The following is a 21,120-nucleotide window of genomic DNA, read 5'->3' as shown; positions in this document are numbered from 1 at the left end:
CATGGCAGAGATCACCCTGAAATCCCTCGCCCATACCTACCTGCCCGACCCTCGCTCCCCCGAGGACTATGCCATCCGCGAGATGAATCACGTCTGGCACCAGGGTGGCGCTTATGCGCTGCTCGGGCCCTCGGGTTGCGGCAAGTCGACCCTGCTCAACATCATCTCTGGCCTGCTGGAACCCTCCAGCGGTGAGGTGCTCTTCGACGGCGAGGTGGTCAATGCCCTGCCACCCGAATCGCGCAATATCGCCCAGGTTTTCCAGTTCCCCGTCATCTACGACACCATGACGGTCTACGACAACCTGGCCTTTCCGCTGCGCAATGTGAAGACCCCCGAGGCGCGGGTCCATGAGCGCGTCATGGAAGTCGCCGAGGTGCTGGAGCTCACCGCCCAGCTCAAGCGCAAGGCCAAGAACCTCACCGCTGACGAGAAGCAGAAGGTCTCCATGGGCAGGGGGCTGGTGCGCGAGGACGTCTCGGCGATCCTCTTCGATGAGCCGCTCACCGTCATCGATCCTCAGCTCAAGTGGAAGCTGCGCCGCAAGCTCAAGGAGATCCACCAGCGCTTCGAGATCACCATGGTCTACGTGACCCACGACCAGCTCGAGGCCTCCACCTTCGCCGACAAGATCGCCGTGATGTACGAGGGTCAGGTGGTGCAGTTCGGCACGCCCAGGGAGCTCTTCGAGAGGCCCAACCACACCTTCGTGGGTTACTTCATCGGCAGCCCGGGCATGAATTTTCTGGATGTCATGGTCCGTAACGGGCGCGTGATGGCCGGTGACACCGAGCTGGCGGTCGGGCAGGGCGTCCATGACGCCGTGGCCCGTGCCCGCACCACCAACATCAAGCTCGGCATCCGTCCCGAATTCATCGAGGTGCATGCCGAGCCGGTCGAGGGGGGCATGGAGGCCCGGGTGGATCACGCCCAGGACCTGGGGACCTACTCGATCGTCTATCTGACGCTGGGCAGCATGGCCCTCAAGGCGCGTATCGAGGAGGACCAGGTGACGCCCACCGGCAAGGCATGGCTGCGCTTTCCCGACGAGCGACTCGGCCTTTACGTCGACGAATACCGCGTGGAGATCGAAAATGAATAAAGTCTATAACAATCGCGCATGGTGGTTGATCCTGCCCATGCTGCTGCTGGTGGCCTTTTCGGCCGTCATCCCGCTGATGACCGTGGTCAACTACTCGGTCCAGGACGTCTTCGATGCCAATACGCGCTTCTTCACGGGCACCGAGTGGTTCAAGGAGATGCTCAACGATCCAGCCCTGCAGGCGGCCGTGCTGCGTCAGTTTGCCTTCTCGCTGACTGTGCTGGCCATCGAGGTGCCGCTGGGGATCGGCATCGCCCTGATCATGCCCAAGAAGGGCTGGCAGGCCTCGGCCGTGCTGATACTCGTGACCATGCCGTTGCTGATTCCCTGGAACGTGGTCGGCAGCATCTGGCAGATCTTCACGCGGGGCGATATCGGCCTGATGGGCTGGAGCCTGCGTGAGCTCGGCTATGGCTACAACATCACCGCGAGCCCGGTGGACGCCTGGGCGACCATCATCCTGATGGATGTCTGGCACTGGACGCCGCTGATCGCGTTGCTCTGCTACAGCGGGCTGCGCTCGATTCCCGATGCCTATTACCAGGCGGCGCGTATCGACCGCGCCTCTAAGTGGGCCGTGTTCCGCTACATCCAGCTGCCCAAGCTCACCAACGTGCTGGTGATCGGGGTGCTGCTGCGCTTCATGCACTCCTTCATGATCTACGCCGAGCCCTTCGTGCTCACTGGCGGGGGCCCCGGCAGCTCCACGACGTTTCTCAGCCAGTCGCTGACCACCATGGCCATCGGCCAGCAAGACCTGGGGCCCTCGGCGGCCTTCTCGCTGATCTATTTCCTGATCATCCTGCTGGTCACCTGGGTGTTCTACACCGCGATCATGAACATGCAGAAAGACGACAACAACAAGGAGGCATGACATGAGTGATTCATTGCCCACCACCCCCGATGCCGTGCGCCAGCGCGCCGCGGCTGCCGACAACCGGCGTCGCCGCAAGGCGCGCCCGGCCTCCCGTCAGTGGCGCCGCCGGGGCCTCATGACCGCCTATATCGTGTTCGTGCTGTTGCCGATCTACTGGCTGCTCAACATGTCCTTCCAGTCCAACACCGAGATCCTCGGCGGACTGACCCTGTGGCCCGAGAGCTTCACCATCGAGCACTACGCCAAGATCCTCAGCGAATCCAGCTGGTACATGGGCTACGTGAACTCGATAACCTATGTGCTGATGAACATGCTGATCAGCATCGCGGTGGCACTCCCGGCCGCCTATGCCTTCAGCCGCTACAAGTTCATCGGCGACAAGCACCTGTTCTTCTGGCTGTTGACCAACCTGATGGCGCCGCCGGCCGTCTTCCTGCTGCCCTATTTCCAGCTCTATTACACCGTTGGGCTGTTCGACACCCATATCGCGGTCGCGCTGGCCCACTGCCTGTTCAACATTCCGCTGGCCGTGTGGATTCTCGAGGGTTTCATGAGCGGGGTACCCAAGGAGATCGACGAGACGGCCTTCATCGATGGCTACAGCTTCCCGACGTTCTTCGTGAAGATCTTCATCCCCATGATCAGCTCCGGTATCGGCGTGACCCTGTTCTTCCTGTTCATGTTCTCCTGGGTCGAGTTGCTGCTGGCCAGCACCCTGACCTCCACTGGCGCCCAGCCCATTGCCTCGGTGATGACTCAGACCAAAGGTGCCTCGGGGATCGACTGGGGGGCGCTGGCCGCCGCCGGTACGCTGACGATCCTGCCGGGTATCGTGGTGGTCTATTTCGTTCGCAATCACATCGCCAAGGGCTTTGCCCTGGGCCGCACCTGAGGAGGACGCGACATGGAATGGATGGTCTGGACCACCCCCACTACGGTCTTCTTCGTGGTCATCGCGGCCATGCTGGCCAGCATGACGGCCTGGGAGGTCATCTCGCCGACGGTCGAGCGCAAGGGCTTCTTGCCGATTTCGACCACCCGCGGTGATCGGCTCTTCATCGGGCTGCTTTGCGCGGCCTATATCCACCTGGTGGTGGTGGGCTTCACCCCGCTCAACATCTGGCTGGCTCTGGGGGCATCGGTGCTCTGGTTACTGATCCTGATGCGCTGGGGCTGACAGAAACGCATGGAGCCGAATGTCCAGGGACGGACGACGACAACCCAAGAGGTCAATATGAAAGCGACAACAATGCGACTCTCTCTACTGGCGGCCGGTGTCATGCTGGCAAGCCCTGCCCTGCACGCCGACAACCACGACGCGCGCGCCATCGCCGAACGCCTGGTCGATGAACACTTCCAGAACTCGACGCTGTCCCGCGAGGATCAGATCGAGGAGCTGCTGTGGTTCGCCAAGGCGGCCGAGCCCTTTCGCGACATGGAGATCAATACCGTCGCCGAGGGCCTGACCACGCATATCTACGAACGGGATGTGCTGGCCGAGGCGTTCAGCGAACTGACCGGCATCGAGGTGACCCATAACATCATCGGCGAGGGTGATGTGGTCAACAACATGCAGACCCAGATGCAGTCGGGTCGCAACATCTACGATGGCTACGTCAACGACTCCGATGCCATCGGGACCCATATCCGCTACGGTACGACCGTCAATATCTCCAATGCCATGGAGAACGAGTGGGCCGACTATACGCTGCCGACCCTGGATCTCGATGACTTCATCGGCCTGCAGTACGGCACCGGCCCGGATGGCAGCATCTACCAGTTGCCTACGCAGCAGTTCGCCAACCTCTACTGGTTCCGCTACGACTGGTTCCAACGCGAGGACCTCCAGAAGCAGTTCCGCGACATCTATGGCTACGACCTGGGGGTGCCGACCAACTGGACCGCCTACGAAGACATTGCCGAGTTCTTCACCGAGCACGTCGGCGAGATCGACGGCACCAAGGTCTATGGCCACATGGACTATGGTCGTCGCGACCCCTCGCTGGGCTGGCGCTTCCATGACTCCTGGCTCTCCATGGCAGGCATGGGCAGCCCCGGCGTGCCGTTCGGCAATCCGGTGGACGACTGGGGCATCCGCGTCAACGAACAGAGTCAACCGGTCGGCGCGAGCGTGTCTCGCGGCGGTGCCACCAACTCGCCGGCCTCGGTGTTCGCCGTGACCAAGATGGTGGATTGGCTCGAGAAGTACGCCCCACCCGAGGCCAGCGGCATGACCTTCGGTGAGGCCGGGCCGGTGCCGGCCCAGGGCAATGTCGCCCAGCAGATGTTCTGGTACACCGCCTTCACCGCCGACATGACCGACCCCGCTCTGCCGGTCACCGACGAGGAGGGCAATCCCAAGTGGCGCATGGCGCCGTCGCCCACCGGTCCCTACTGGGAAGAGGGCATGAAGGTCGGCTACCAGGACGTGGGCTCCTGGACCTTCTTCGACTCCACCCCGGAAGATCGCCGCACCGCTGCCTGGCTGTTCGCCCAGTTCACCGTCTCCAAGACGGTATCGCTGGAGAAGCTCATGGAGGGTCTGACGCCGATCCGCGAGTCGGACGTGTTCTCCGAGCAGATGACCGAGATGGCACCCAAGCTCGGCGGGCTGGTGGAGTTCTATCGCAGCCCCAACGAGTCCAACTGGACGCCATCTTCCACCAACGTGCCGGATTACCCGCGCATGGCACCGCTGTGGTGGCAGAACCTGGCGCCGGCCGTCAGCGGCGATATCTCGCCCAAGGAAGCGCTCGACAACCTCGCCGGGGATCTCGACAGCATCATGGCGCGCCTGGCGCGGGCCAAGGTCTTCACGACCTATGCCCCCAACCTCAACGACGAGCGCGACCCCCAGTACTGGCTCGACCAGCCGGGTTCGCCCAAGGCGCAGCTGGATGACGAGATGCCGCAGGGCACCACCGTTCCCTACGACGAGATGATGGAGGCGTGGATGGCCGCCGGTTCCCGCGAATGATGGGCGGGCGGGTCGCTTGACCCGCTCACCCTTGCCCCGGGCGCTCTCGGGGCAGTTCAAGATCGTGTAACCGGTTGCCTGAACGGGACCCAGGGCCCCGCTCGGTGCAGTCCGAGCGGGGCCCGTTGCTTTGAAAAAGGGCCAGACATGCAACTCAGAGAGAACAACATCCGCAAGCTCCCCGGCCAGACCTTCGATGCGCTGGTCATCGGTGGCGGTATCAACGGCGCCGCGGCGGCGGCGGCGCTGAGCGGAAAGGGGGCCAGGGTCGCGCTGATCGATCGCGGTGATTTTGCCGGCAGCACCAGCATGCACTCCTCCAACCTGGTGTGGGGTGGCATCAAGTACATGGAGAGCGGCGACTTCAAGCTGGTGCGCAAGCTGTGCAAGAGTCGCAACCACCTGATCAGGAGCTACCCCTCCACGGTCCAGGAGATCCGCTTCCTGACCACCATCAACAAGGGCTTTCGCCATCATCCTCTCTATCCTTGGGCCGGTACCTGGCTTTATTGGCTGATGGGTAGTGCCTTCACGCGCAGGCCCAACTTCCTGCGTCCTGCGGGGATCAAGGCGCGTGAACCGATCATCGATACCCGCAATGCCCAGGGGGGCTTCGAGTATTCCGATGCCTACCTGCATGACAACGATGCGCGTTTCGTCTTCAATTTCGTGCGCGGTGCGCTGGATTTCGGCACCGTGGCCGCCAACTACGTCGAGTCACTGGGGGCGCGCCGTGAAGGCGATCTCTGGATCACCACGGTCCGCGACCGCACCGATGACCGTACCTTCGAGATTCGCTCCCGGGTGCTGATCAACGCGGCCGGCCCCTGGGTCGACCAGCACAACAGCCTCTCGGGACAGCACACCGACCACCATCATGTCTTCTCCAAGGGCATCCACCTGATCGTGCCGCGGCTGACCGACAGCAAACGTGTGCTCGCCTTCTTCGCCGACGATGGTCGGCTGTTCTTCGTCATCCCCATGGGGCCGCGCACCTGTATCGGCACCACCGATACGCGGGTCGAGAAGCCCGAGGTCGGCGCGACGGAGGAGGATATCCGCTTCGTGCTCGATAACATCAACACCCGACTCGAGCTCGAGACGCCACTGGGCAAGGAGGACATCATCGCCACCCGTTGCGGCGTGCGCCCCCTGGCCGTCAAGCCCAGCGGCGGCGGCGACCGGGATTTTCTCAACCTGTCGCGCAAGCATGCCATCGACATCGACAGCGAGAAGCGCCACCTGAGCATCTTCGGCGGCAAGCTCACCGATTGTCTCAATGTCGGCGAGGAGGTGGTGGAGGAGGTGCGCCGGTTCGGTATCGAGATCCCGTTCCCGGACTATCGTTGGTACGGCGAGCCCGATGCCTCGGTTCGCGCGGCTTTCATGCATCAGGCACGGCTGATGGAGCTGGATGCCATGACCGGCGCCGAGGCCTCCGAGCCGCTCAGCTCTCGGTTGTGGCGCCGCTATGGCGCCCAGGCACTGGAGATGCTCGAGGACATCCGCCAGGATCCGCGCCAGGGCGAGGTGCTCATCGAAGGCACCGAATACCTGCGCTGCGAGCTGAAACTGGCCAGGCGCCGCGAGATGGTGACCAAGCTCGAGGACTTCCTGAGGCGACGCGCCAAGGTCTCGCTGGTGGTGCCCGAGGAGAGCATCCGCCACTCGCCGGGACTGCGCGAAGCCTGCGATATCCTCTTCGACGACCAGGCCGAGGCACGCCTGCAGGAGTATCTGGAGACGGCGATACCCGAGCGTTGAGGGACGAGAAGCTATTGGCGCAGCCAGGCTGATAGAATGCCGCGCGATTCCTTCCCCCTCGACCCTTCCGGAGCCCTGGACCATGACCGACAACTCGGCGGCGGCCGCCATGCCCACCGACTCCCCGTTACGCACCCTGCTGACCGGGGCGCAGATGCTCTTCGTGGCCTTTGGCGCCCTGGTGCTGGTGCCGCTGCTCACCGGCCTGGACCCCAATGTGGCGCTGTTCACGGCGGGGATCGGCACCCTGATCTTCCATGGGGTGACCCGGGTCAGCGTGCCGGTCTTCCTGGCTTCGTCCTTTGCCTTTATCGCGCCCATCCAGGGCTCGGTGGCGAACTACGGCATTCCCGCCACCCTGGGGGGGCTGATGGTCGCCGGCCTGGTCTATGTGGTGATCTCCCAGTTCGTGCGCCTCAAGGGCACCGTCTGGCTGCATCGCCTGCTGCCACCAGTGGTGGTGGGGCCGGTGATCATGGTGATCGGCCTGGCCCTGGCCCCGGTGGCGGTGGACATGGCCACCGGCGAGACCAGTGAGAACATCGGCTACGGCGCGGCGATCTTCCTCTCCATGGCAAGCCTCTTGGTCACCCTGGTGCTGGCGGTGTTCGGCCGCGGCCTGATCCGCCTGATCCCGATCATGGGCGGTATCGTCACGGGCTATGCGCTGGCGCTGGTGATGGGCGTGGTGGACTTCACCCCGGTGCAGGAATCGGCCTGGCTGTCGCTGCCGTCGTTCACCGCGCCGAGCTTCCACTGGGCGGCGATCCTGTTCATGATCCCGGTCGCCATCGCCCCGGCGGTGGAGCATATCGGTGACATGGTCGCCATCGGCTCGGTGACCCGCAGGAACTACCTGGAGAAGCCCGGCCTGCATCGCACCCTGCTGGGCGATGGCCTGGCCACCACCGCCGCGGCGATCTTCGGCGGACCGCCCAACACCACCTACTCCGAGGTCACCGGGGCCGTGACCCTGACCCGAGCCTTCGACCCCCGGATCATGGTGGTCGCCGCCTGCATCGCCATCGTCCTGGCTTTCGTCGGCAAGCTCGGCGCGCTGCTGCAGACCATCCCGGGGCCGGTGATGGGCGGCATCATGACCCTGCTCTTCGGCTCCATCGCCGTGGTCGGCATGAACACCCTGGTGCGCGCCGGCAAGCCGCTCACCGCGCCGCGCAACCTGGTGGTGGTCTCCCTGGTGCTGGTCTTCGGCATCGGCGGCATGCAGTTCGGCAACGGCCAGTTCACCCTGCAGGGGGTCAGCCTCGCCGCCCTGGTCGGCATCGTCCTCAACTGGGTGCTGCCCCGCGCCGACGAGGAGTGATAGCGCTCAGGCGTGATGCAGTTCCTGGCCCGCGTCGGAGAAGGTCGGCGGGGTGCTGGCGCTGACGATCACGCACTCCTCGTTGCCGGGGTTGCGGAAGCGGTGGGGCAGGCGGGAGTCGAAATAGTAGGCGTCGCCCGCGCTCAGCACCCCCACCCCGCCATTCACGGTGATCTCGATCTGCCCCGCGATCACCACGCCGCCTTCCTCGCCGTCATGCTCCAGCATCTCCTCGCCGCTGTCGGCCCCGGGCGGGTAGCGCTCGTGGATGATCGACATGCGCCGGTCGGGCCGCCGGGCGGCTACCAGCCGCCAGGAGAGCTTGCCGTCGCCGATCTCGGTCAGCTCGCCCCTCCGGTAGAAGGGTTGTGGCTGGCTCGGTTCGTCGCCGGCGAAGAAGGCGCTGATCGACACCGGCAGGGCGTCGAGTATCTTCTTCAGCGAACTCACCGACGGGCTGACGTTGTTCTGCTCGACCAGCGAGATGGTGCTGTTGGTGACCCCGGCCCGCTTGGCCAGTTCACGCTGGGAAAATCCGCGCGACAGCCGCAGCTGCTTGAGCCGGGCGCCGACATCGAATGCCTCGTCCATGGGTCGGTCCTTGCCGCGGCCGTTGCCGCATTCGTGGAATATTTTCAACATAGTGTACCTCCTTGGCGGCACGGGGATAAGCCACGGCTTGACCGGCGTCAGGGCAGGGCGCCAGCGTGGACGGCCGGCATGGCACCCGCCGCCGGTCTGAGGCATCATGACTCACGACATGACCGATTCGTCAGGAGAGCCGATGATCACCCGAGACGACCTCACCGGCCTGATCCTGGCCGGCGGCCAGGGGCGCCGGATGGGCGGTCGCGACAAGGGGCTCGAACCCTTCGCCGGTCGCCCGCTGGTGGCCCACGTTCGCGAGCGCCTGGCGGGGCGGGTCACCGAGGTGCTGATCAACGCCAACCGCAATGCCGAGGCCTATGCCCCACTGGCCGATCGCGTGATCCAGGATGCCGAGGGCGGCTTCCAGGGTCCGCTGATGGGCATTTATAGCGGCCTGCGGGCCGCGCGCACTCCCTGGTTGCTGGTGGCGCCCTGCGACACTCCGGCCCTGCCCCGGGATCTAGTGGATCGGATGGTGGAACGCCTGGTGGCCGCTGTTTGCAAGAACGAAGGCGAGTGCGATATCGCCGTGGCCTTCGACGGCGAGCGCCTGCATCCGGTGGTGGCACTGATCCGCACCGCCCTGGTTGATGACCTGGCGGCGGCCCTGGCCGACGGCGAGCGCAAGATCGATCGCTGGTACGCCCGCCACGCCTGGTGTCGGGTGGACGTCAGCGACTGCCCCGATGCCTTCGCCAACCTCAATACCGATGACGAGAAGCAGCGGCTTGAGCGCGCCCTGAACGATGGTGTACCGCGGCGCCTCCCCTTCGACGACGACCTGCCACTGCTCGGCATCGCCGCCTGGAGCGGTACCGGCAAGACCACCCTGCTGGAGCAGCTGCTGCCGCGCCTCGGCGAGCGGGGCCTGCGGGTGGCGGTGATCAAGCATGCCCACCACGCCTTCGATGTCGACCAGCCCGGCAAGGACAGCCACCGCCTGCGTCAGGCCGGCGCCTCGCCGATGCTGGTGGCGTCCCGCGCCCGGGTGGCGCTGATGATGGAGACCCCCGGGCGCGAGGAGGCCGATCTGGCCGAGCTCATCGACATGGTGCGTCCCCAGCATCCCGACCTGGTGTTGGTGGAAGGCTTCAAGGCGTGGCCGCTGCCCAAGCTCGAGCTCCATCGCCCGGAGGTGGGCAAGTCGCTGCGGGTCGCCGAGGACCCCTGGGTGCGCGCCGTGGCTAGCGACGCCTCCCTCGCGCTGCCCGAGGGTGTCGAAGCGCTGGACCTCAATGACCTCGAGGCCCTCACCGACTGGATTGCCGCCTGGCCAGCCCGCTGGCCGAGCCGCCAGCTGCCCCGCGAGCGCAAGTGCGAGGAGGCCGCGCCATGACGCTCTCCTGCTTCGATCTCGGCGAGCGGATGCTCTCGGTGGCGGAGGCGCGCGCGCGCCTGGCCGGCCTCGTCGAGGCGCCGCTGCCCGCCGAACGGGTGGCGCTGGGCGAGCTCCACGGCCGGGTGCTGGCCGAGGACGCGGTCTCGCCCATCGACGTGCCCCAGAACACCAATGCCGCCATGGACGGCATCGCCCTGGCCTGGCCCTCTCACGACAATCCGCCCGGCGAATGGCGACGGGTCGGCGAGGTGCTCGCCGGCAGGCGCCGTGAAGAGCCGCTGGGTGAGAGCGAGTGCGTGCGCATCACCACCGGGGCGCCGCTGCCGCCGGGAACCGACACCGTGATCATGCTCGAACAGCTCGAGGAGCGCGGCGAGACCCTGGCGGTTCGCCAACCCGAGCGCGTCAGGCGTGGCCAGCACGTGCGCCAGGCCGGCGAGGACATCCCCCGGGGCCACACGGCGTTGCATGCCGGTACGCGGCTGGGGGCGGCCGAACTGGGCCTGCTGGCCTCGCTTGGCCTGGTTGATGCGAGCGTGCACCGTCGCCCGCGGGTGGCGATCTTTTCCACCGGCGACGAGGTGACGGCGCCCGGGAAACCGCTGCCCCCGGCGGGCATCTTCGATGCCAACCGCTATACCCTGGCCGGCCTGCTGGCCGAGCAGGGTGCCGAGTTGCTCGACCTGGGCATCCTCCCCGACGACCGGGAAGTCATGGTCGCGGCCCTGACTGATGCCGCCGGGCGGGCCGACATGGTGATCACCAGCGGCGGCGTGTCGGTGGGCCACGCCGACTTCACCCGCGCAGCGCTGGAGGCGGTTGGCCGCCTGGCGTTCTGGCGCATCGCCATCCGCCCCGGGCGTCCCCTGGCCTGTGGCCTGCTGGGCGAACGGGGTGTGCCCTTCCTGGGGCTGCCCGGCAACCCGGTGGCGGTGATGGTGACCTTCCTGCAATTCGTGGCGCCGCTGTTGTCCAAGTTGCAGGGCAGGCCGCTGCACGAGCCCGAGCGGCTGTTCGCCATCGCCGACGAAGCCCTGAAGAGCCGGCTCGGGCGCACCGACTTCCTGCGCGGCCGCTACCACGCCGACGCCGAGGGCCGCCTGCACGTGTGCAGCACCGGCGCCCAGGGCTCCGGGATCCTGTCCTCGATGGTGGCGGCCAACTGCCTGATCGAGCTCACCGACGACCGCAAGGGGGCGGCCCCGGGCGAGATGGTGAGCATCCAACCCCTTCATCGACTGCCATGAGACGCTGACCCCCATGCCTCTGTCCAACCAGCCACTGACCCATCTCAATGCCCGCGGCGAGGCCCACATGGTCGACGTCGCCGACAAGCCGGAGAGCCGCCGCGAGGCCAGCGCCTCGGGCCTCATCCGCATGCAGCCCGAGACCCTGGCGCTGCTCTCCGAGGGCGGCCTGCCCAAGGGCGATGTGCTGGCTACGGCGCGCATCGCCGGCATCCAGGCCGCCAAGCGAACTCACGAGCTGATCCCGCTCTGCCATGCCCTGGCACTGTCGAAGGTCGCCATCGACTTCGCGCTCGACGAGCCCGAGTCCTGTGTCCATGTCACCGCCACCTGTCGCCTCAACGGGCGGACCGGGGTGGAGATGGAGGCGTTGACCGCGGTCTCGGTGGCCTGCCTGACCCTCTATGACATGTGCAAGGCCGTGGACAAGGGCATGGAAATTGGCGCCATCCACCTCGACACCAAGGCCGGTGGCAAGTCCGGCGATTATCGGCGCGAACAGGCCCGGGGAGAGCGAGCGGTGGCGCCCTCCATCATCGAGTCTGCCCCGTCGCCGATCGTCACCGGCGAGGGCGCCTCCGGCGAGGTCTCGGTGGGGCAGCGTTGCGACATCGCCGCGCCCTGCATCCTCGTCAAGTGCCTGGCCGAACTGCGTGAGCGTCTCGGCATCGGCGATGTCTCGGTCCCCTTTGATCGCTTGCCGAGTTCCGACGTGGCCGGCCTCAAGACCGCGCTCAAGGCGATGGATCCACGTTTCGAAGGCCTCGATCAGGGCCGCGTCCTGTGTGCCGTCAATCAGGTGATGGCCGGCGATGCCACACCGCTGACCGACAACGACGAGGTCGCCTTCTTTCCCCCGGTGACCGGAGGCTGAGCGATGATCCGCGTGCAGGAAAGCCACTTCGATGCCGGCGCCGAACAGCGCGCCCTGCTCGAGGGGCGCAGCGACATCGGGGCGGTGGTGAGCTTCACCGGCCTGGTGCGCGACTTCAACGAGCGCCCCGAGGTCCAGGCGCTGACCCTGGAACACTATCCGGGCATGACCGAGGCGGCCCTCGGCGAGATCGTCGAGCAAGCGCGGGCTCGCTGGCCGCTTCAGGGTGTGACCGTGATCCACCGGATTGGACGCCTCGCCCCCTCAGACCCTATCGTGTTGGTAGTGGTCGCCAGCGCCCATCGACGCGCCGCCTTCGAGGCCTGCGACTTCATCATGGATTACCTCAAGACCCGCGCGCCTTTCTGGAAGAAGGAGCATACCGCCAGCGGGGACTACTGGGTGTCGGAGCGCGACGGGGACCATCATGATGCCCGTCGCTGGGAGATGTCTTGATGACCGATGAGCTGATCGACGACTTCGGCAGGCGAGTGCGCTACGTGCGCATCTCGGTCACCGATCGCTGCGATTTTCGCTGCGTCTACTGCATGAGTGAGGAGATGACCTTCCTGCCGCGTGCCCAGGTGCTGACCCTGGAGGAACTGGCGATGGTCGCCCGGGCCTTCACCGAGATGGGCGTGGAGAAGGTCCGCCTGACCGGGGGCGAACCGCTGGTGCGGCGTGATATCGATCGTCTCGTCGGTGATATCGGGGCGCTGCCGGGGCTCAAGGACTTTGCCATGACCACCAATGGCGCCAGCCTGCCCAAATTCGCCGCTCCCCTGCGCGAGGGAGGGCTCAAGCGTCTCAATATCAGCCTCGACTCCCTGGATCCCGAGCGCTTCCGTCATCTCACCCGCACCGGCGACCTGCACAAGGTCATCGACGGCATTCGTGCCGCGCGTGACGCCGGTTTCGAGCGCATCAAGCTCAATGCCGTGATCCTCAAGGGACGCAACGACGACGAAGTACTGGACCTCGTCGATTTCGCGCGTGACGAGGGCCTCGATATCAGCTTCATCGAGGAGATGCCGCTGGGCGACGTATCGGACCACTCCCGTGCCGAGACCTTCTGTTCCAGCGACGAGGTACAGGCGCGCATCGAGGCCCGTCACGAACTGATCCCCACCACCGAGTCGACCCTCGGTCCGTCGCGCTACTTCATGATGCCCGACAGCGATTCCCGGGTCGGCTTCATCTCGCCCCACAGCCACAACTTCTGCGACACCTGCAACCGGGTTCGCGTCACCGTGGAAGGGCGTCTGCTGCTGTGCCTCGGCAACGAGCACTCCGTGGACCTGCGCGCCGTGCTGCGCCGCTACCCCGGCGATATCGAGGCGCTGAAGCAGGCCATCGTGCGCGCCATGCCGCTCAAGCCCGAGCGGCATCACTTCACCACCGACGGCGATGTCCAGGTGGTTCGCTTCATGAATATGACCGGCGGCTGAACTGCAGCCCCTTTGCAGCCCCTTTGGTCAGACCCCGGCCAACGCCGAGGTCTGACCCCAAGGGCGAAGCACTACGCCGACAGCATGGCACAACGGGCGACATCACGATGTCGCCCGTTTGCTGGTTGGCAGGGGCAATCCTTTCGGGATATCGTGAATCGCGCTTAGCTGCTTGCCGTTGGGGGTGGCAATTTTCCCTTTCTTTCTTCCGCTTTTTCCCACGACTTTCCTTGCCAATGTGTCGCAAGTGCATATACTTTCAACGTGTCATTACACAACGCAACCGTCCAACATTCGGCATGGAGACCGCCAATGTCCAGCGAATCCCTGGAGCGCATCGCCCGCAACAAGAACGTGGCTCGTGCCGCGGCACGCCAGCTGAGCATGGAACAGCTCCGCAAGCTGGCCGAGGTCATCGGAGAAGTCATCGAGCAGAAGAAGGACGAGGAAGTTCAGCGCCAGGAAGAAGAAGTCGAGAAGGCCAAAAAGCTCGCCGAGATCCGCGAGCAGATCAATGAAGCCGGCCTTTCCCTGGATGATCTGGTGACCGAACAGCCCAAGCGCAAGCGCGGTCGCCCACCGAAGAACGCCAGCAAGGCCTGAGGTGGGGTATTCCCGTCACCGCGCCTTGCCATCAGGGCGCGGTGAGGGCAGGGCTAAAACCCACATTACTTCCCCAGCATCTCGGCTTCCACCGCCAGGATCTGCAGATGCACTTCGGGTAACCGGTGCAGGTGATCGGCGAGCCAGCCGAGCAACCTGGGTTGCAGGGCCAGGCGCAATTCCGCCAAGGAATCCACCTGGATCTCCTCGAGGCAGTCGTCCAGCCAGTCGGCGAAGGCGGTCTCGTCCATGGGGCTCGTCTGGCTGGCGTCGAGCATCAGCCGGCCGATGCGGGTCCAGCCGGAGTCGGTGGCTGCCACCGAAATGGCCAGGTAAAGACTCCCATGGCGTGAGCGGTTGGCCCCGTCGCCGCTGCCCAGGCCGGGCAGGGCGGAGACCGCATCCTGGCTGATGATATGCGGCTGCTGGGGGTGACGCGCCTCCAGGGAAAGCCCCTCGGCATCCAGACGAATCAGGTCGCCGTTCACCGGCGACACCGGTGCCTGGATGCCGAGCTCCTCGGCCAGCGCCCGGTGGGCCTGCTGGTGGCGAGCCTCGCCATGTACCGGCAGCAGGTGGCGGGGTTTCACCCAGCCGTAGAAGGTGCGCAGTTCGTCCTGGGCCGGGTGGCCCGAGGCGTGCAGTTCGGGGTGATTCTCGTCGTCGAGGATGGCCACGCTGAAGTGCCTGAGGCCGCGCTTCAGGCGGTCGATCAGCCGCTCGTTGCCGGGGATGGCCTTGGCCGAGAAGATTACCGTGTCGCCGGCCATCAGCTCGAAGTGGGAATGGCGGCCTCGGGAGAGGCGGGACAGCGCGGCCCGCGGTTCGCCTTGGCTGCCAGTGGCGATCACCAGCACTTCTTCCGGCGGCAGATAGCCGAGGTCGGTCACCGGTACCAGCGACGGCAGGTCGTCCAGGTAGCCAAGCTGGCGTGCCACGCCCACCATGCGCTCCATGGAGCGCCCCATCAGGCTGACCCGGCGGCCGCAGCGCTCTGCCGCGCGGCCGATGGCCAGCACCCGCGCCAGGTTGCTGGCGAAGCAGCTCACCACCACGCGTCCCTCGCAGCGGGCGATGGCATGGGTCAGCGCCTCGGCGACCTCGCCCTCGCTGCGGGAGTGGCCGGGCATCGGCGCGTTGGTGGAGTCCCCCACCACCAGGTCCACAGGCGCGATGGCGCGAAAGGTCGCGGCCGAGATCGGCGGCCCGATCAGCGGCTCGGGATCGAGTTTCCAGTCACCGGTGTGCAGCACCCGGTGGTCGCCGGCGGCGATCAGCAGCGCGCAGCTCTCGGGAATCGAGTGGGTCAGCGGCAGGAAGCGCAGGGTGAAGGGGCCGGCCTCCAGCGCCTCGCCGGGCTCGATGACCCGGATGGCATCGGTAGCCAGCCCGCGTTCGACAAACTTGGCCCGCAGCAGGCCGGCGGCCAGCGGGGTGGCATGAATCGGGCAGCCCCACCGGGGCCACAGCCAGGCGGCGGCGCCGATATGATCCTCGTGGCCATGGGTGATGATCAGCGCCCGGGGACGGATCGAGAGTGTCTCCAGGGTGGAGAGATCCGGTACCTGGAGTGGATTGTCCGGGAGGTCCTGACGGATCATCATGCCGCAGTCCACGGCGATCCAGGCCTCCTTGCCCCTCTCCCCATGACCCCTCTCTTCACGACCCAGGCCATAGAGGCTGAGGTTCATGCCGATCTCGCCACAGCCGCCCAACGGCAGGAAATGCAGGGGAGGGCGGCGACGAGGACGGATCTGGACGCGTGGTTGTGGCATCGACGGGGGAACGGGCCTGGGAAAGTGTACGAACACTATACGGGAAGCCCGCTGGGCCCCACAACGCGGCCCTCAGGCATTCGCAGGGCAATCGCAGTTAGCCGAAGCGAGAGGCGCCGGGGACAGGTCAAAGGGGAGGTCCTATGCCAAGGATGGCATCGGTAGCGTACAGGGAAGTATTCACAGCGCCTCCCCGGCGGCCTGTCGCCGGAACAGCCTCGAGCGTTACTTCCATCTGCGATAGCCTTGAAGGCATTCGGCTCAGGTCGGAGTGTCCAGCGCTACCTGGGTCGCCAGGACCTTGCGCAGGAAGTCCCGGGTGCGGGGATCCTGCGGCGAACCGAAGAGCTGGCCGGGTGGCCCCTGCTCGACGATGCGCCCCCCCTCCATGAAGATCACCCGGTCCGCCACGTCCCGGGCGAAGCTCATCTCGTGGGTGACCACCAGCATGGTCTGGCGCTCCCGGGCCAGCTGCTTCATCAGGCCCAGGACTTCCTCGACCCATTCCGGATCCAGTGAGGAGGTCGGCTCATCGAAGAGGATTACCTCGGCCTGGGCCGCCATGGCGCGCCCGATGCCGACCCGCTGCTGCTGGCCGCCGGACAGGGCGGCGGGGTAGGCATCGGCCTTGTCGGCCAGGCCGATGCGTTCCAGGATCTCCCTGGCCCGCGCATGGGCCTTCGCCTTGGGCCAGCGGTTGACGACGATCAGCCCCTCGGCGATGTTCTCCAGCGCCGTCTTGTTGGCGAACAGCGCATAGTTCTGGAACACGAAGGCCGTGCGCCGCCGTGCCGTCAGGATGTCGGCCTGGCTGGCCCGGGTGACGTCGACATCCAGATCGCCGATGGTCAGCCGGCCGGCATCCGGCCGCTCGAGGAAGTTCAGGCAACGCAACAGCGTCGACTTGCCGGTCCCTGAAGGGCCGATGACGACGATGATCTCGCCCTGCTCGATGGCCAGGTCGATGCCGTCGAGCACGGCGGTTCCGCCGAAGCGCTTGACGAGTCCCTGTACCTTGATCATCGGCGATACGCCTCGTTGAGTCGGGTTTCCAGACGCCGCTGAAACCAGGCCAGCAGCTCGACGATGATCCAGTAGAAGACCGCCACGGTGATGAAGGCCTCGAAGTAGAGAAAGCTGCCGGCGGCCTCCTTCTGGGTGGCGCCCATCAGCTCGGTGACCCCCAGGGTGAATGCCAGGGAGGTGGCCTTTATCATGTCGATGAAGTAGTTCATCAGCGTCGGGACCGCGACCCGCGTGGCCTGTGGCAGCACGATGCGCCGCATCAGCTGGCCGTTGGTCATGCCGATGGAGAGTGCCGCCTCCGTCTGGCTGCGGTCGACCCCGACGATGGCGGCGCGAATGGATTCCGCCATGTAGGCCGAGAAGTGCAGGGTCAGGCCCATGATGGTGGCGGTAATGCCATTGATCTGGGTCAGGAAGGCCATCAGCTGGGGCAAGCCATAGTAGAACAGGAACAGTTGCACCAGCAGCGGCGTGCCACGAAAGAAGGAAATGAACAGCAGGGTGGCGGCGTTCAGCCCCGGGATGCGCAGCACGCGGATCACGGCGAGGCCACAGGCCAGCACCAGGGCCAGCGCCATCCCCACGGCGGCCATCTGCAGGGTCAGCGGCAGGTAGCGCAGCAGGACGGGCACCAGCCCCAGCATGTAGTCGACATCGAGCACTTGCATGGGAGCGACTCAACGCCTCACGGGCGAGTGATGTCGGTGCCGAACCACTCTTCCGAGATCGCCTGCAGCTTGCCCGACTCGCGCAGGCTGGCCAGCGCGGCGTTGACACGATCACGCAGGGCGCGGTCCTCCTCGGTGTCGCGGAAGGGCAGGGCATTGCGGATCCTGGAGAACGGCTGGCCGGCCAGCGCCAGGGGCAGCGGCTTCTCCTTGATCACCTGGCTGGCACTCACTCGGTCCATGACGAAGGCGTCGACGCGGCCCAGGGCGGTGTCCTGCTCGATGTTGCTTTCGTAGGTCCGGATGTCGATCTCGTCGGCGTAGGGCAGTTCGCGCAGCAGCTGCTCGTAGTTGGAGCCGAGGTTGACGGCAACCGTCTTGCCTTTCAGGTCCTCGACGCCCTGGACTTCTTCGTTGCCCGCCTTGACCACGACCTGGGCGCCGTCGTAGACGTAGGGCTCGGTGAAGGCGTACTTCGCGGCCCGCTCTTCGGTGATGGTGGTCTGGTTGGCGATGGTGTCGATCCGGCCGGACTCGAGCATGCCGAACAGCCCCGAGAAGTTCGCCGTGACGAACTCGACCTCGACGTCCATCTCCTCGGCCACGGCTTCCATGACATCCACCTCGAAGCCCTGGAGCTCGTCCTGCTCGACGAAGGTGAAGGGGAAGTAGCCGCCGGACATGCCGACCCTGATGGCGTGATCATCGGCCTGAGCCAGGCTGCCGGTGGTCATCAGGCCAGCGGTCAGGGCGGTGAGGGCAATGCGTTTGAGCATGGGATTGCTCCTGTGGTTTCGCTGAAACTAGGAAATCCGGCACGGCGTTCGTGTCGTTGATGGATAAATACACTAGGGAATAAGAAAACGTTTTTCCAATAGCCTTTGGTTATGGGCTATGCAGGGGTAGGCCGCCGGGTAGGTTCGGTGTGGTAAGCCGTCATGCTGCCTATGCGAAAGGGGAGGACCGAATGTCGACTCCCCTTGGATGTGGAAGTGTTGCTCCGAGTGTTCAATTCACTTGATTCAGACTATTCGCGTCGGTCGCTGCTCTGAGGCGAGCCAGCATGGGCCTCAGATCCGGTCCCAGAGACTCGAGCGCAGGCCGTGCGTAGTAATACCCCTGCTGGCGTGTAATGCCCATGCCTGCCAGCCACAAGGCTTCGCCGCGGGTCTCGACACCTTCTGCGATCAGCAGTACCCCCAGCTCGTCTCCGAGGCCCTTGACCGCGCGGATCAGTGCCTGTCGTCGGATGTCGTGGTGGCACCCCATCACCAGCTCTCGATCGATCTTCAGCCGGTCGGGTTTCAGGTCGGTGAGCAGGTCCAGGTTGGCATAGCCGTTGCCGAAGTCGTCCAAGGCAGTCGCGAACCCCATGGATCGGTAGCTCTCGATGATCCGGTTCAGGTGGTGCCGGTCTGTGACGCGTTCTGTCTCGGTGAACTCGAAGACAAGTCGATCGGTCGGCCATCCTACGCGATGACAAACATCAAGCGTGGCCTGGATGCACGCCTCGGGCTCATAGACGGCGTTGGGTAAAAAGTTGATCGATAGGTTTTGCTTCATGCCGACTCTGCTTGCCAGCTCGATGGCACGGACGCGGCAGGCCTGGTCGAAACGGTAAAGCAGGTCGTCGGTTACCTGGGAGAGTATGCTCCATGCCGACTCGCCCCGCGGGCCGCGCACGAGCGCTTCATAGGTGGTGATCTGTGCTTCACTGATGTCAACGATCGGCTGAAACGCCATTGTGAAGTCGAAAGGGAGTTCCCCTATGCACCTTCCGCAGTGTCCCTCAGCCCTTGCGCAATGACTCATATATTGTCCTTTTTACAACAGCTTATCGGTTTCCTCATCCGCCGCTGGTGAGCAATAGCTCGACACGACGGTTGGCCGCACGTCCACTGCTTGTCTCGTTGTTCTCAAGAGGTTGGGTATCGGCATAGCCGATGGCACGCAGACGCCCCTCGGGTAGACCGGCCGATGCAAGGTAGCGCAGTACCGAGATGGCACGGCCGGTGGAGAGCTCCCAGTTGGAGGGGAAGCGTTTCGTGGAGATAGGAATGTTGTCGGTATGCCCCTCGACCGATATTCGCCCATCGAATGTCAGAAGAGTCTCCATCAGTCCTTGCAGGACTATCCGTCCCCGAGGAGTCAGCCTGTCCTGTCCACTGGCAAACAGCAGGTTATTGTCGATGCGTAGCGTGATCCCTCTGTCGCCCTCGGCAACGCTGACACCCTCAATCTCCAGTCCTTTGAAACGCGGCTTAAGGCCCTCGTGACGAGGCCTCAGGCCGGAGGTCATTGGGGCAACGCCGGTAGCGGCAGCGATGGAGGCAGATTGAGCCTGGGGAGATACCGATGGCATTGCCTGGCCGGGGAGCTGGTTGCCACTGGTGGCCTGGCCTTTGCCTGTCATCGAAAGGAGAAGGACGAAAAGGGTGATCAGCAAGGTCAGGACGTCCAAGTAGCTCATCAGCCAACTCTCACTGTCTCCGTCACCCTGGCTGGGTGGGCTGAGTGCCTGGCGGATGTCCCGGTCACGCATGCTGGCCGGTCTCACTGCTGTCACGCTGCCGGGCGGGAGGCTCCGGGTCACGAATCTCGTCATGATAGTTGGCGACGAAAGAATTCAGGGTCTCTTCGATGAACGATGGCAGGCGACGCTTGGTGATCAGCGAGATGCCCTCGAGCACCATGTTCATCGCAATCAGGCGCTCCTCGGTGCGACGCTCGAGCTTCACCGCAATCGGCTTGAAGATCAGGTTGGCCAGCAGAATGCCGTAGAAGGTGGTGAGCAGGGCAACGGCCATCCTGGGGCCGATCACGTTCAAGTCACCTGCCTCCATGACTTCCAGCATGTTGACCAGGCCCACCAGCGTTCCGATCATCCCGAAGGCAGGTGCGTAGTTGGCCATGGTGCGGAAGATCTGTGCTTCGGCGTGCTCGCGGGCCTTGAGCCGGGAGATCCGCCAGCGAAGCAGGTCGAAGATCTCGTCCTCCTTGGTATTGGCGATCACCAGCTGGATGCCGGTACGCAGAAAGGGGTTGCGTGTCTGCTCCAGGGACGCCTCCACCGCGCGGACGTCACCCTTCAGCCACAGCCGGGACATATCGACCAGCTCGCTGATGTCATCGCGGATATAGGTGTTCTCTCGACGGAATACGATGGCGACCAGTCGCACTACCCTCAGCACCTCTTTGAGGGGGTAGCTGATGAAGGTCGCGGCCAGGGTGCCGGCCACGACGATGCCGAGTCCCGGGAGGTTGATGAAGCTTTGTGGTGATTCGGCGGTAAAGAGCAGGACGCTGGCGAGCAGCACGCAGCTGGCCAGTATTCCGATCAGTGTCGAGGGGTTCATGAACGGCTCCTGACCGTAGAGTGCATTCGCATACTTCAGTTATCGGACGCCGTGCAGGATACTTTAATGTTGCTGCTCCAGGGCGCGGACAG

The 21,120-nt window shown here is 65.0% G+C and carries 21 protein-coding genes and 1 pseudogene; 14 read left to right on the top strand and 8 right to left on the bottom strand.

Annotated features, from left to right (window positions below):
- Nucleotide 1 precedes the first annotated feature (1 nt).
- The 7 genes from OP497_RS14200 (at nt 2) to OP497_RS14170 (ending at nt 8,044) form a co-directional block, all read left to right on the top strand.
- Complete coding sequence (locus OP497_RS14200; RefSeq protein WP_280549511.1) at nt 2-1,102, top strand: ABC transporter ATP-binding protein; 1,101 nt, start codon at nt 2-4, stop codon at nt 1,100-1,102.
- The gene (locus OP497_RS14195) at nt 1,095-1,976 is read left to right on the top strand and encodes a sugar ABC transporter permease (RefSeq protein ID WP_280549509.1); all 882 of its coding nucleotides are present in this window, start codon (nt 1,095-1,097) and stop codon (nt 1,974-1,976) included. Before OP497_RS14200 ends, OP497_RS14195 begins: the two co-directional genes overlap by 8 nt.
- Before the next feature lies 1 nt (nt 1,977).
- Nucleotides 1,978-2,871 (top strand): carbohydrate ABC transporter permease, encoded by an 894-nt coding sequence (locus OP497_RS14190; RefSeq protein ID WP_280549507.1) that lies wholly within the window; start codon nt 1,978-1,980, stop codon nt 2,869-2,871.
- A gap of 12 nt (nt 2,872-2,883) precedes the next feature.
- Nucleotides 2,884-3,156: a DUF2160 domain-containing protein gene (locus tag OP497_RS14185; protein WP_280549505.1), complete on the top strand. Its 273-nt coding sequence runs from the start codon at nt 2,884-2,886 to the stop codon at nt 3,154-3,156.
- A gap of 57 nt (nt 3,157-3,213) precedes the next feature.
- Entirely contained in the window at nt 3,214-4,956 is a 1,743-nt protein-coding gene (locus OP497_RS14180) for an ABC transporter substrate-binding protein (protein WP_280549503.1), read from the top strand.
- 147 nt (nt 4,957-5,103) lie between these two features.
- A complete protein-coding gene (locus OP497_RS14175; protein ID WP_280549501.1) occupies nt 5,104-6,720 on the top strand; it encodes an FAD-dependent oxidoreductase in 1,617 nt (538 codons plus the stop codon).
- Between the two features lie 82 nt (nt 6,721-6,802).
- Entirely contained in the window at nt 6,803-8,044 is a 1,242-nt protein-coding gene (locus OP497_RS14170; RefSeq protein ID WP_280549499.1) for a uracil-xanthine permease family protein, read from the top strand.
- Nucleotides 8,045-8,050: 6 nt separating this feature from the next.
- Here the strand turns inward: OP497_RS14170 and OP497_RS14165 are convergent, their stop codons facing one another.
- A complete protein-coding gene (locus OP497_RS14165; RefSeq protein WP_280549541.1) occupies nt 8,051-8,635 on the bottom strand; it encodes a cupin domain-containing protein in 585 nt (194 codons plus the stop codon).
- Between the two features lie 193 nt (nt 8,636-8,828).
- Between OP497_RS14165 and mobA the strand changes: the two are divergent.
- From mobA to OP497_RS14130, 7 genes and pseudogenes are all read left to right on the top strand, one after another.
- A pseudogene (mobA, locus tag OP497_RS14160) lies at nt 8,829-9,428 on the top strand (molybdenum cofactor guanylyltransferase MobA); the annotation flags it as partial.
- A 3-nt stretch (nt 9,429-9,431) separates the two neighbouring features.
- Nucleotides 9,432-10,028, top strand: coding sequence for a molybdopterin-guanine dinucleotide biosynthesis protein B (gene mobB, locus OP497_RS14155; protein WP_280549539.1), 597 nt, complete (start codon nt 9,432-9,434; stop codon nt 10,026-10,028).
- Nucleotides 10,025-11,278 (top strand): gephyrin-like molybdotransferase Glp, encoded by a 1,254-nt coding sequence (glp, locus tag OP497_RS14150; RefSeq protein ID WP_280549497.1) that lies wholly within the window; start codon nt 10,025-10,027, stop codon nt 11,276-11,278. The genes mobB and glp overlap by 4 nt, the downstream gene beginning before the upstream one ends.
- Nucleotides 11,279-11,291: 13 nt before the next feature.
- Entirely contained in the window at nt 11,292-12,152 is an 861-nt protein-coding gene (moaC, locus tag OP497_RS14145; RefSeq protein ID WP_280549495.1) for a cyclic pyranopterin monophosphate synthase MoaC, read from the top strand.
- 3 nt (nt 12,153-12,155) lie between these two features.
- A complete protein-coding gene (gene moaE, locus OP497_RS14140; protein ID WP_280549493.1) occupies nt 12,156-12,608 on the top strand; it encodes a molybdopterin synthase catalytic subunit MoaE in 453 nt (150 codons plus the stop codon).
- Nucleotides 12,608-13,600, top strand: a complete 993-nt coding sequence (moaA, locus tag OP497_RS14135; protein WP_280549491.1) for a GTP 3',8-cyclase MoaA — start codon at nt 12,608-12,610, stop codon at nt 13,598-13,600. Before moaE ends, moaA begins: the two co-directional genes overlap by 1 nt.
- Before the next feature lie 312 nt (nt 13,601-13,912).
- Nucleotides 13,913-14,203, top strand: a complete 291-nt coding sequence (locus OP497_RS14130) for a hypothetical protein (protein ID WP_280549490.1) — start codon at nt 13,913-13,915, stop codon at nt 14,201-14,203.
- A 65-nt stretch (nt 14,204-14,268) separates the two neighbouring features.
- Here OP497_RS14130 and OP497_RS14125 read toward each other — a convergent pair whose 3' ends face one another.
- From OP497_RS14125 to OP497_RS14095, 7 genes are all read right to left on the bottom strand, one after another.
- Nucleotides 14,269-15,894, bottom strand: a complete 1,626-nt coding sequence (locus OP497_RS14125; RefSeq protein WP_280549489.1) for a ribonuclease J — start codon at nt 15,892-15,894, stop codon at nt 14,269-14,271.
- Between the two features lie 345 nt (nt 15,895-16,239).
- Nucleotides 16,240-17,001: an amino acid ABC transporter ATP-binding protein gene (locus OP497_RS14120; protein WP_280549488.1), complete on the bottom strand. Its 762-nt coding sequence runs from the start codon at nt 16,999-17,001 to the stop codon at nt 16,240-16,242.
- Complete coding sequence (locus OP497_RS14115) at nt 16,998-17,672, bottom strand: amino acid ABC transporter permease (RefSeq protein WP_280549487.1); 675 nt, start codon at nt 17,670-17,672, stop codon at nt 16,998-17,000. Before OP497_RS14115 ends, OP497_RS14120 begins: the two co-directional genes overlap by 4 nt.
- Before the next feature lie 17 nt (nt 17,673-17,689).
- Nucleotides 17,690-18,406 carry an amino acid ABC transporter substrate-binding protein gene (locus OP497_RS14110; RefSeq protein ID WP_280549537.1) on the bottom strand — a complete coding sequence of 239 codons (717 nt, stop codon included), beginning with the start codon at nt 18,404-18,406 and terminating at the stop codon, nt 17,690-17,692.
- A 274-nt stretch (nt 18,407-18,680) separates the two neighbouring features.
- Complete coding sequence (locus tag OP497_RS14105) at nt 18,681-19,484, bottom strand: EAL domain-containing protein (protein ID WP_280549486.1); 804 nt, start codon at nt 19,482-19,484, stop codon at nt 18,681-18,683.
- 34 nt (nt 19,485-19,518) lie between these two features.
- Complete coding sequence (locus tag OP497_RS14100; protein WP_280549484.1) at nt 19,519-20,214, bottom strand: OmpA family protein; 696 nt, start codon at nt 20,212-20,214, stop codon at nt 19,519-19,521.
- Nucleotides 20,207-21,028 carry a MotA/TolQ/ExbB proton channel family protein gene (locus OP497_RS14095; RefSeq protein ID WP_280549482.1) on the bottom strand — a complete coding sequence of 274 codons (822 nt, stop codon included), beginning with the start codon at nt 21,026-21,028 and terminating at the stop codon, nt 20,207-20,209. Before OP497_RS14095 ends, OP497_RS14100 begins: the two co-directional genes overlap by 8 nt.
- Between the last annotated feature and the right edge of the window lie 92 nt (nt 21,029-21,120).

This window comes from Halomonas sp. 11-S5, assembly GCF_029889825.1.
GTDB lineage: Bacteria > Pseudomonadota > Gammaproteobacteria > Pseudomonadales > Halomonadaceae > Halomonas.
Note: the sequence above shows the minus strand (reverse complement) of the source record. Positions and strands in the feature narration are given on the sequence as shown.

What these genes read in the sequence shown, in the direction of transcription:
- OP497_RS14200 (WP_280549511.1), top strand. Translation starts at nt 2, where the DNA reads ATGGCAGAGATCACCCTGAAATCCCTCGCCCATACCTACCTGCCCGAC.
- OP497_RS14195 (WP_280549509.1), top strand. Translation starts at nt 1,095, where the DNA reads ATGAATAAAGTCTATAACAATCGCGCATGGTGGTTGATCCTGCCCATG.
- OP497_RS14190 (WP_280549507.1), top strand. Translation starts at nt 1,978, where the DNA reads ATGAGTGATTCATTGCCCACCACCCCCGATGCCGTGCGCCAGCGCGCC.
- OP497_RS14185 (WP_280549505.1), top strand. Translation starts at nt 2,884, where the DNA reads ATGGAATGGATGGTCTGGACCACCCCCACTACGGTCTTCTTCGTGGTC.
- OP497_RS14180 (WP_280549503.1), top strand. Translation starts at nt 3,214, where the DNA reads ATGAAAGCGACAACAATGCGACTCTCTCTACTGGCGGCCGGTGTCATG.
- OP497_RS14175 (WP_280549501.1), top strand. Translation starts at nt 5,104, where the DNA reads ATGCAACTCAGAGAGAACAACATCCGCAAGCTCCCCGGCCAGACCTTC.
- OP497_RS14170 (WP_280549499.1), top strand. Translation starts at nt 6,803, where the DNA reads ATGACCGACAACTCGGCGGCGGCCGCCATGCCCACCGACTCCCCGTTA.
- OP497_RS14165 (WP_280549541.1), bottom strand. Translation starts at nt 8,635, where the DNA reads ATGGACGAGGCATTCGATGTCGGCGCCCGGCTCAAGCAGCTGCGGCTG.
- glp (WP_280549497.1), top strand. Translation starts at nt 10,025, where the DNA reads ATGACGCTCTCCTGCTTCGATCTCGGCGAGCGGATGCTCTCGGTGGCG.
- moaC (WP_280549495.1), top strand. Translation starts at nt 11,292, where the DNA reads ATGCCTCTGTCCAACCAGCCACTGACCCATCTCAATGCCCGCGGCGAG.
- moaE (WP_280549493.1), top strand. Translation starts at nt 12,156, where the DNA reads ATGATCCGCGTGCAGGAAAGCCACTTCGATGCCGGCGCCGAACAGCGC.
- moaA (WP_280549491.1), top strand. Translation starts at nt 12,608, where the DNA reads ATGACCGATGAGCTGATCGACGACTTCGGCAGGCGAGTGCGCTACGTG.
- OP497_RS14130 (WP_280549490.1), top strand. Translation starts at nt 13,913, where the DNA reads ATGTCCAGCGAATCCCTGGAGCGCATCGCCCGCAACAAGAACGTGGCT.
- OP497_RS14125 (WP_280549489.1), bottom strand. Translation starts at nt 15,894, where the DNA reads ATGAACCTCAGCCTCTATGGCCTGGGTCGTGAAGAGAGGGGTCATGGG.
- OP497_RS14120 (WP_280549488.1), bottom strand. Translation starts at nt 17,001, where the DNA reads ATGATCAAGGTACAGGGACTCGTCAAGCGCTTCGGCGGAACCGCCGTG.
- OP497_RS14115 (WP_280549487.1), bottom strand. Translation starts at nt 17,672, where the DNA reads ATGCAAGTGCTCGATGTCGACTACATGCTGGGGCTGGTGCCCGTCCTG.
- OP497_RS14110 (WP_280549537.1), bottom strand. Translation starts at nt 18,406, where the DNA reads ATGACCACCGGCAGCCTGGCTCAGGCCGATGATCACGCCATCAGGGTC.
- OP497_RS14105 (WP_280549486.1), bottom strand. Translation starts at nt 19,484, where the DNA reads ATGAGTCATTGCGCAAGGGCTGAGGGACACTGCGGAAGGTGCATAGGG.
- OP497_RS14100 (WP_280549484.1), bottom strand. Translation starts at nt 20,214, where the DNA reads ATGCGTGACCGGGACATCCGCCAGGCACTCAGCCCACCCAGCCAGGGT.
- OP497_RS14095 (WP_280549482.1), bottom strand. Translation starts at nt 21,028, where the DNA reads ATGAACCCCTCGACACTGATCGGAATACTGGCCAGCTGCGTGCTGCTC.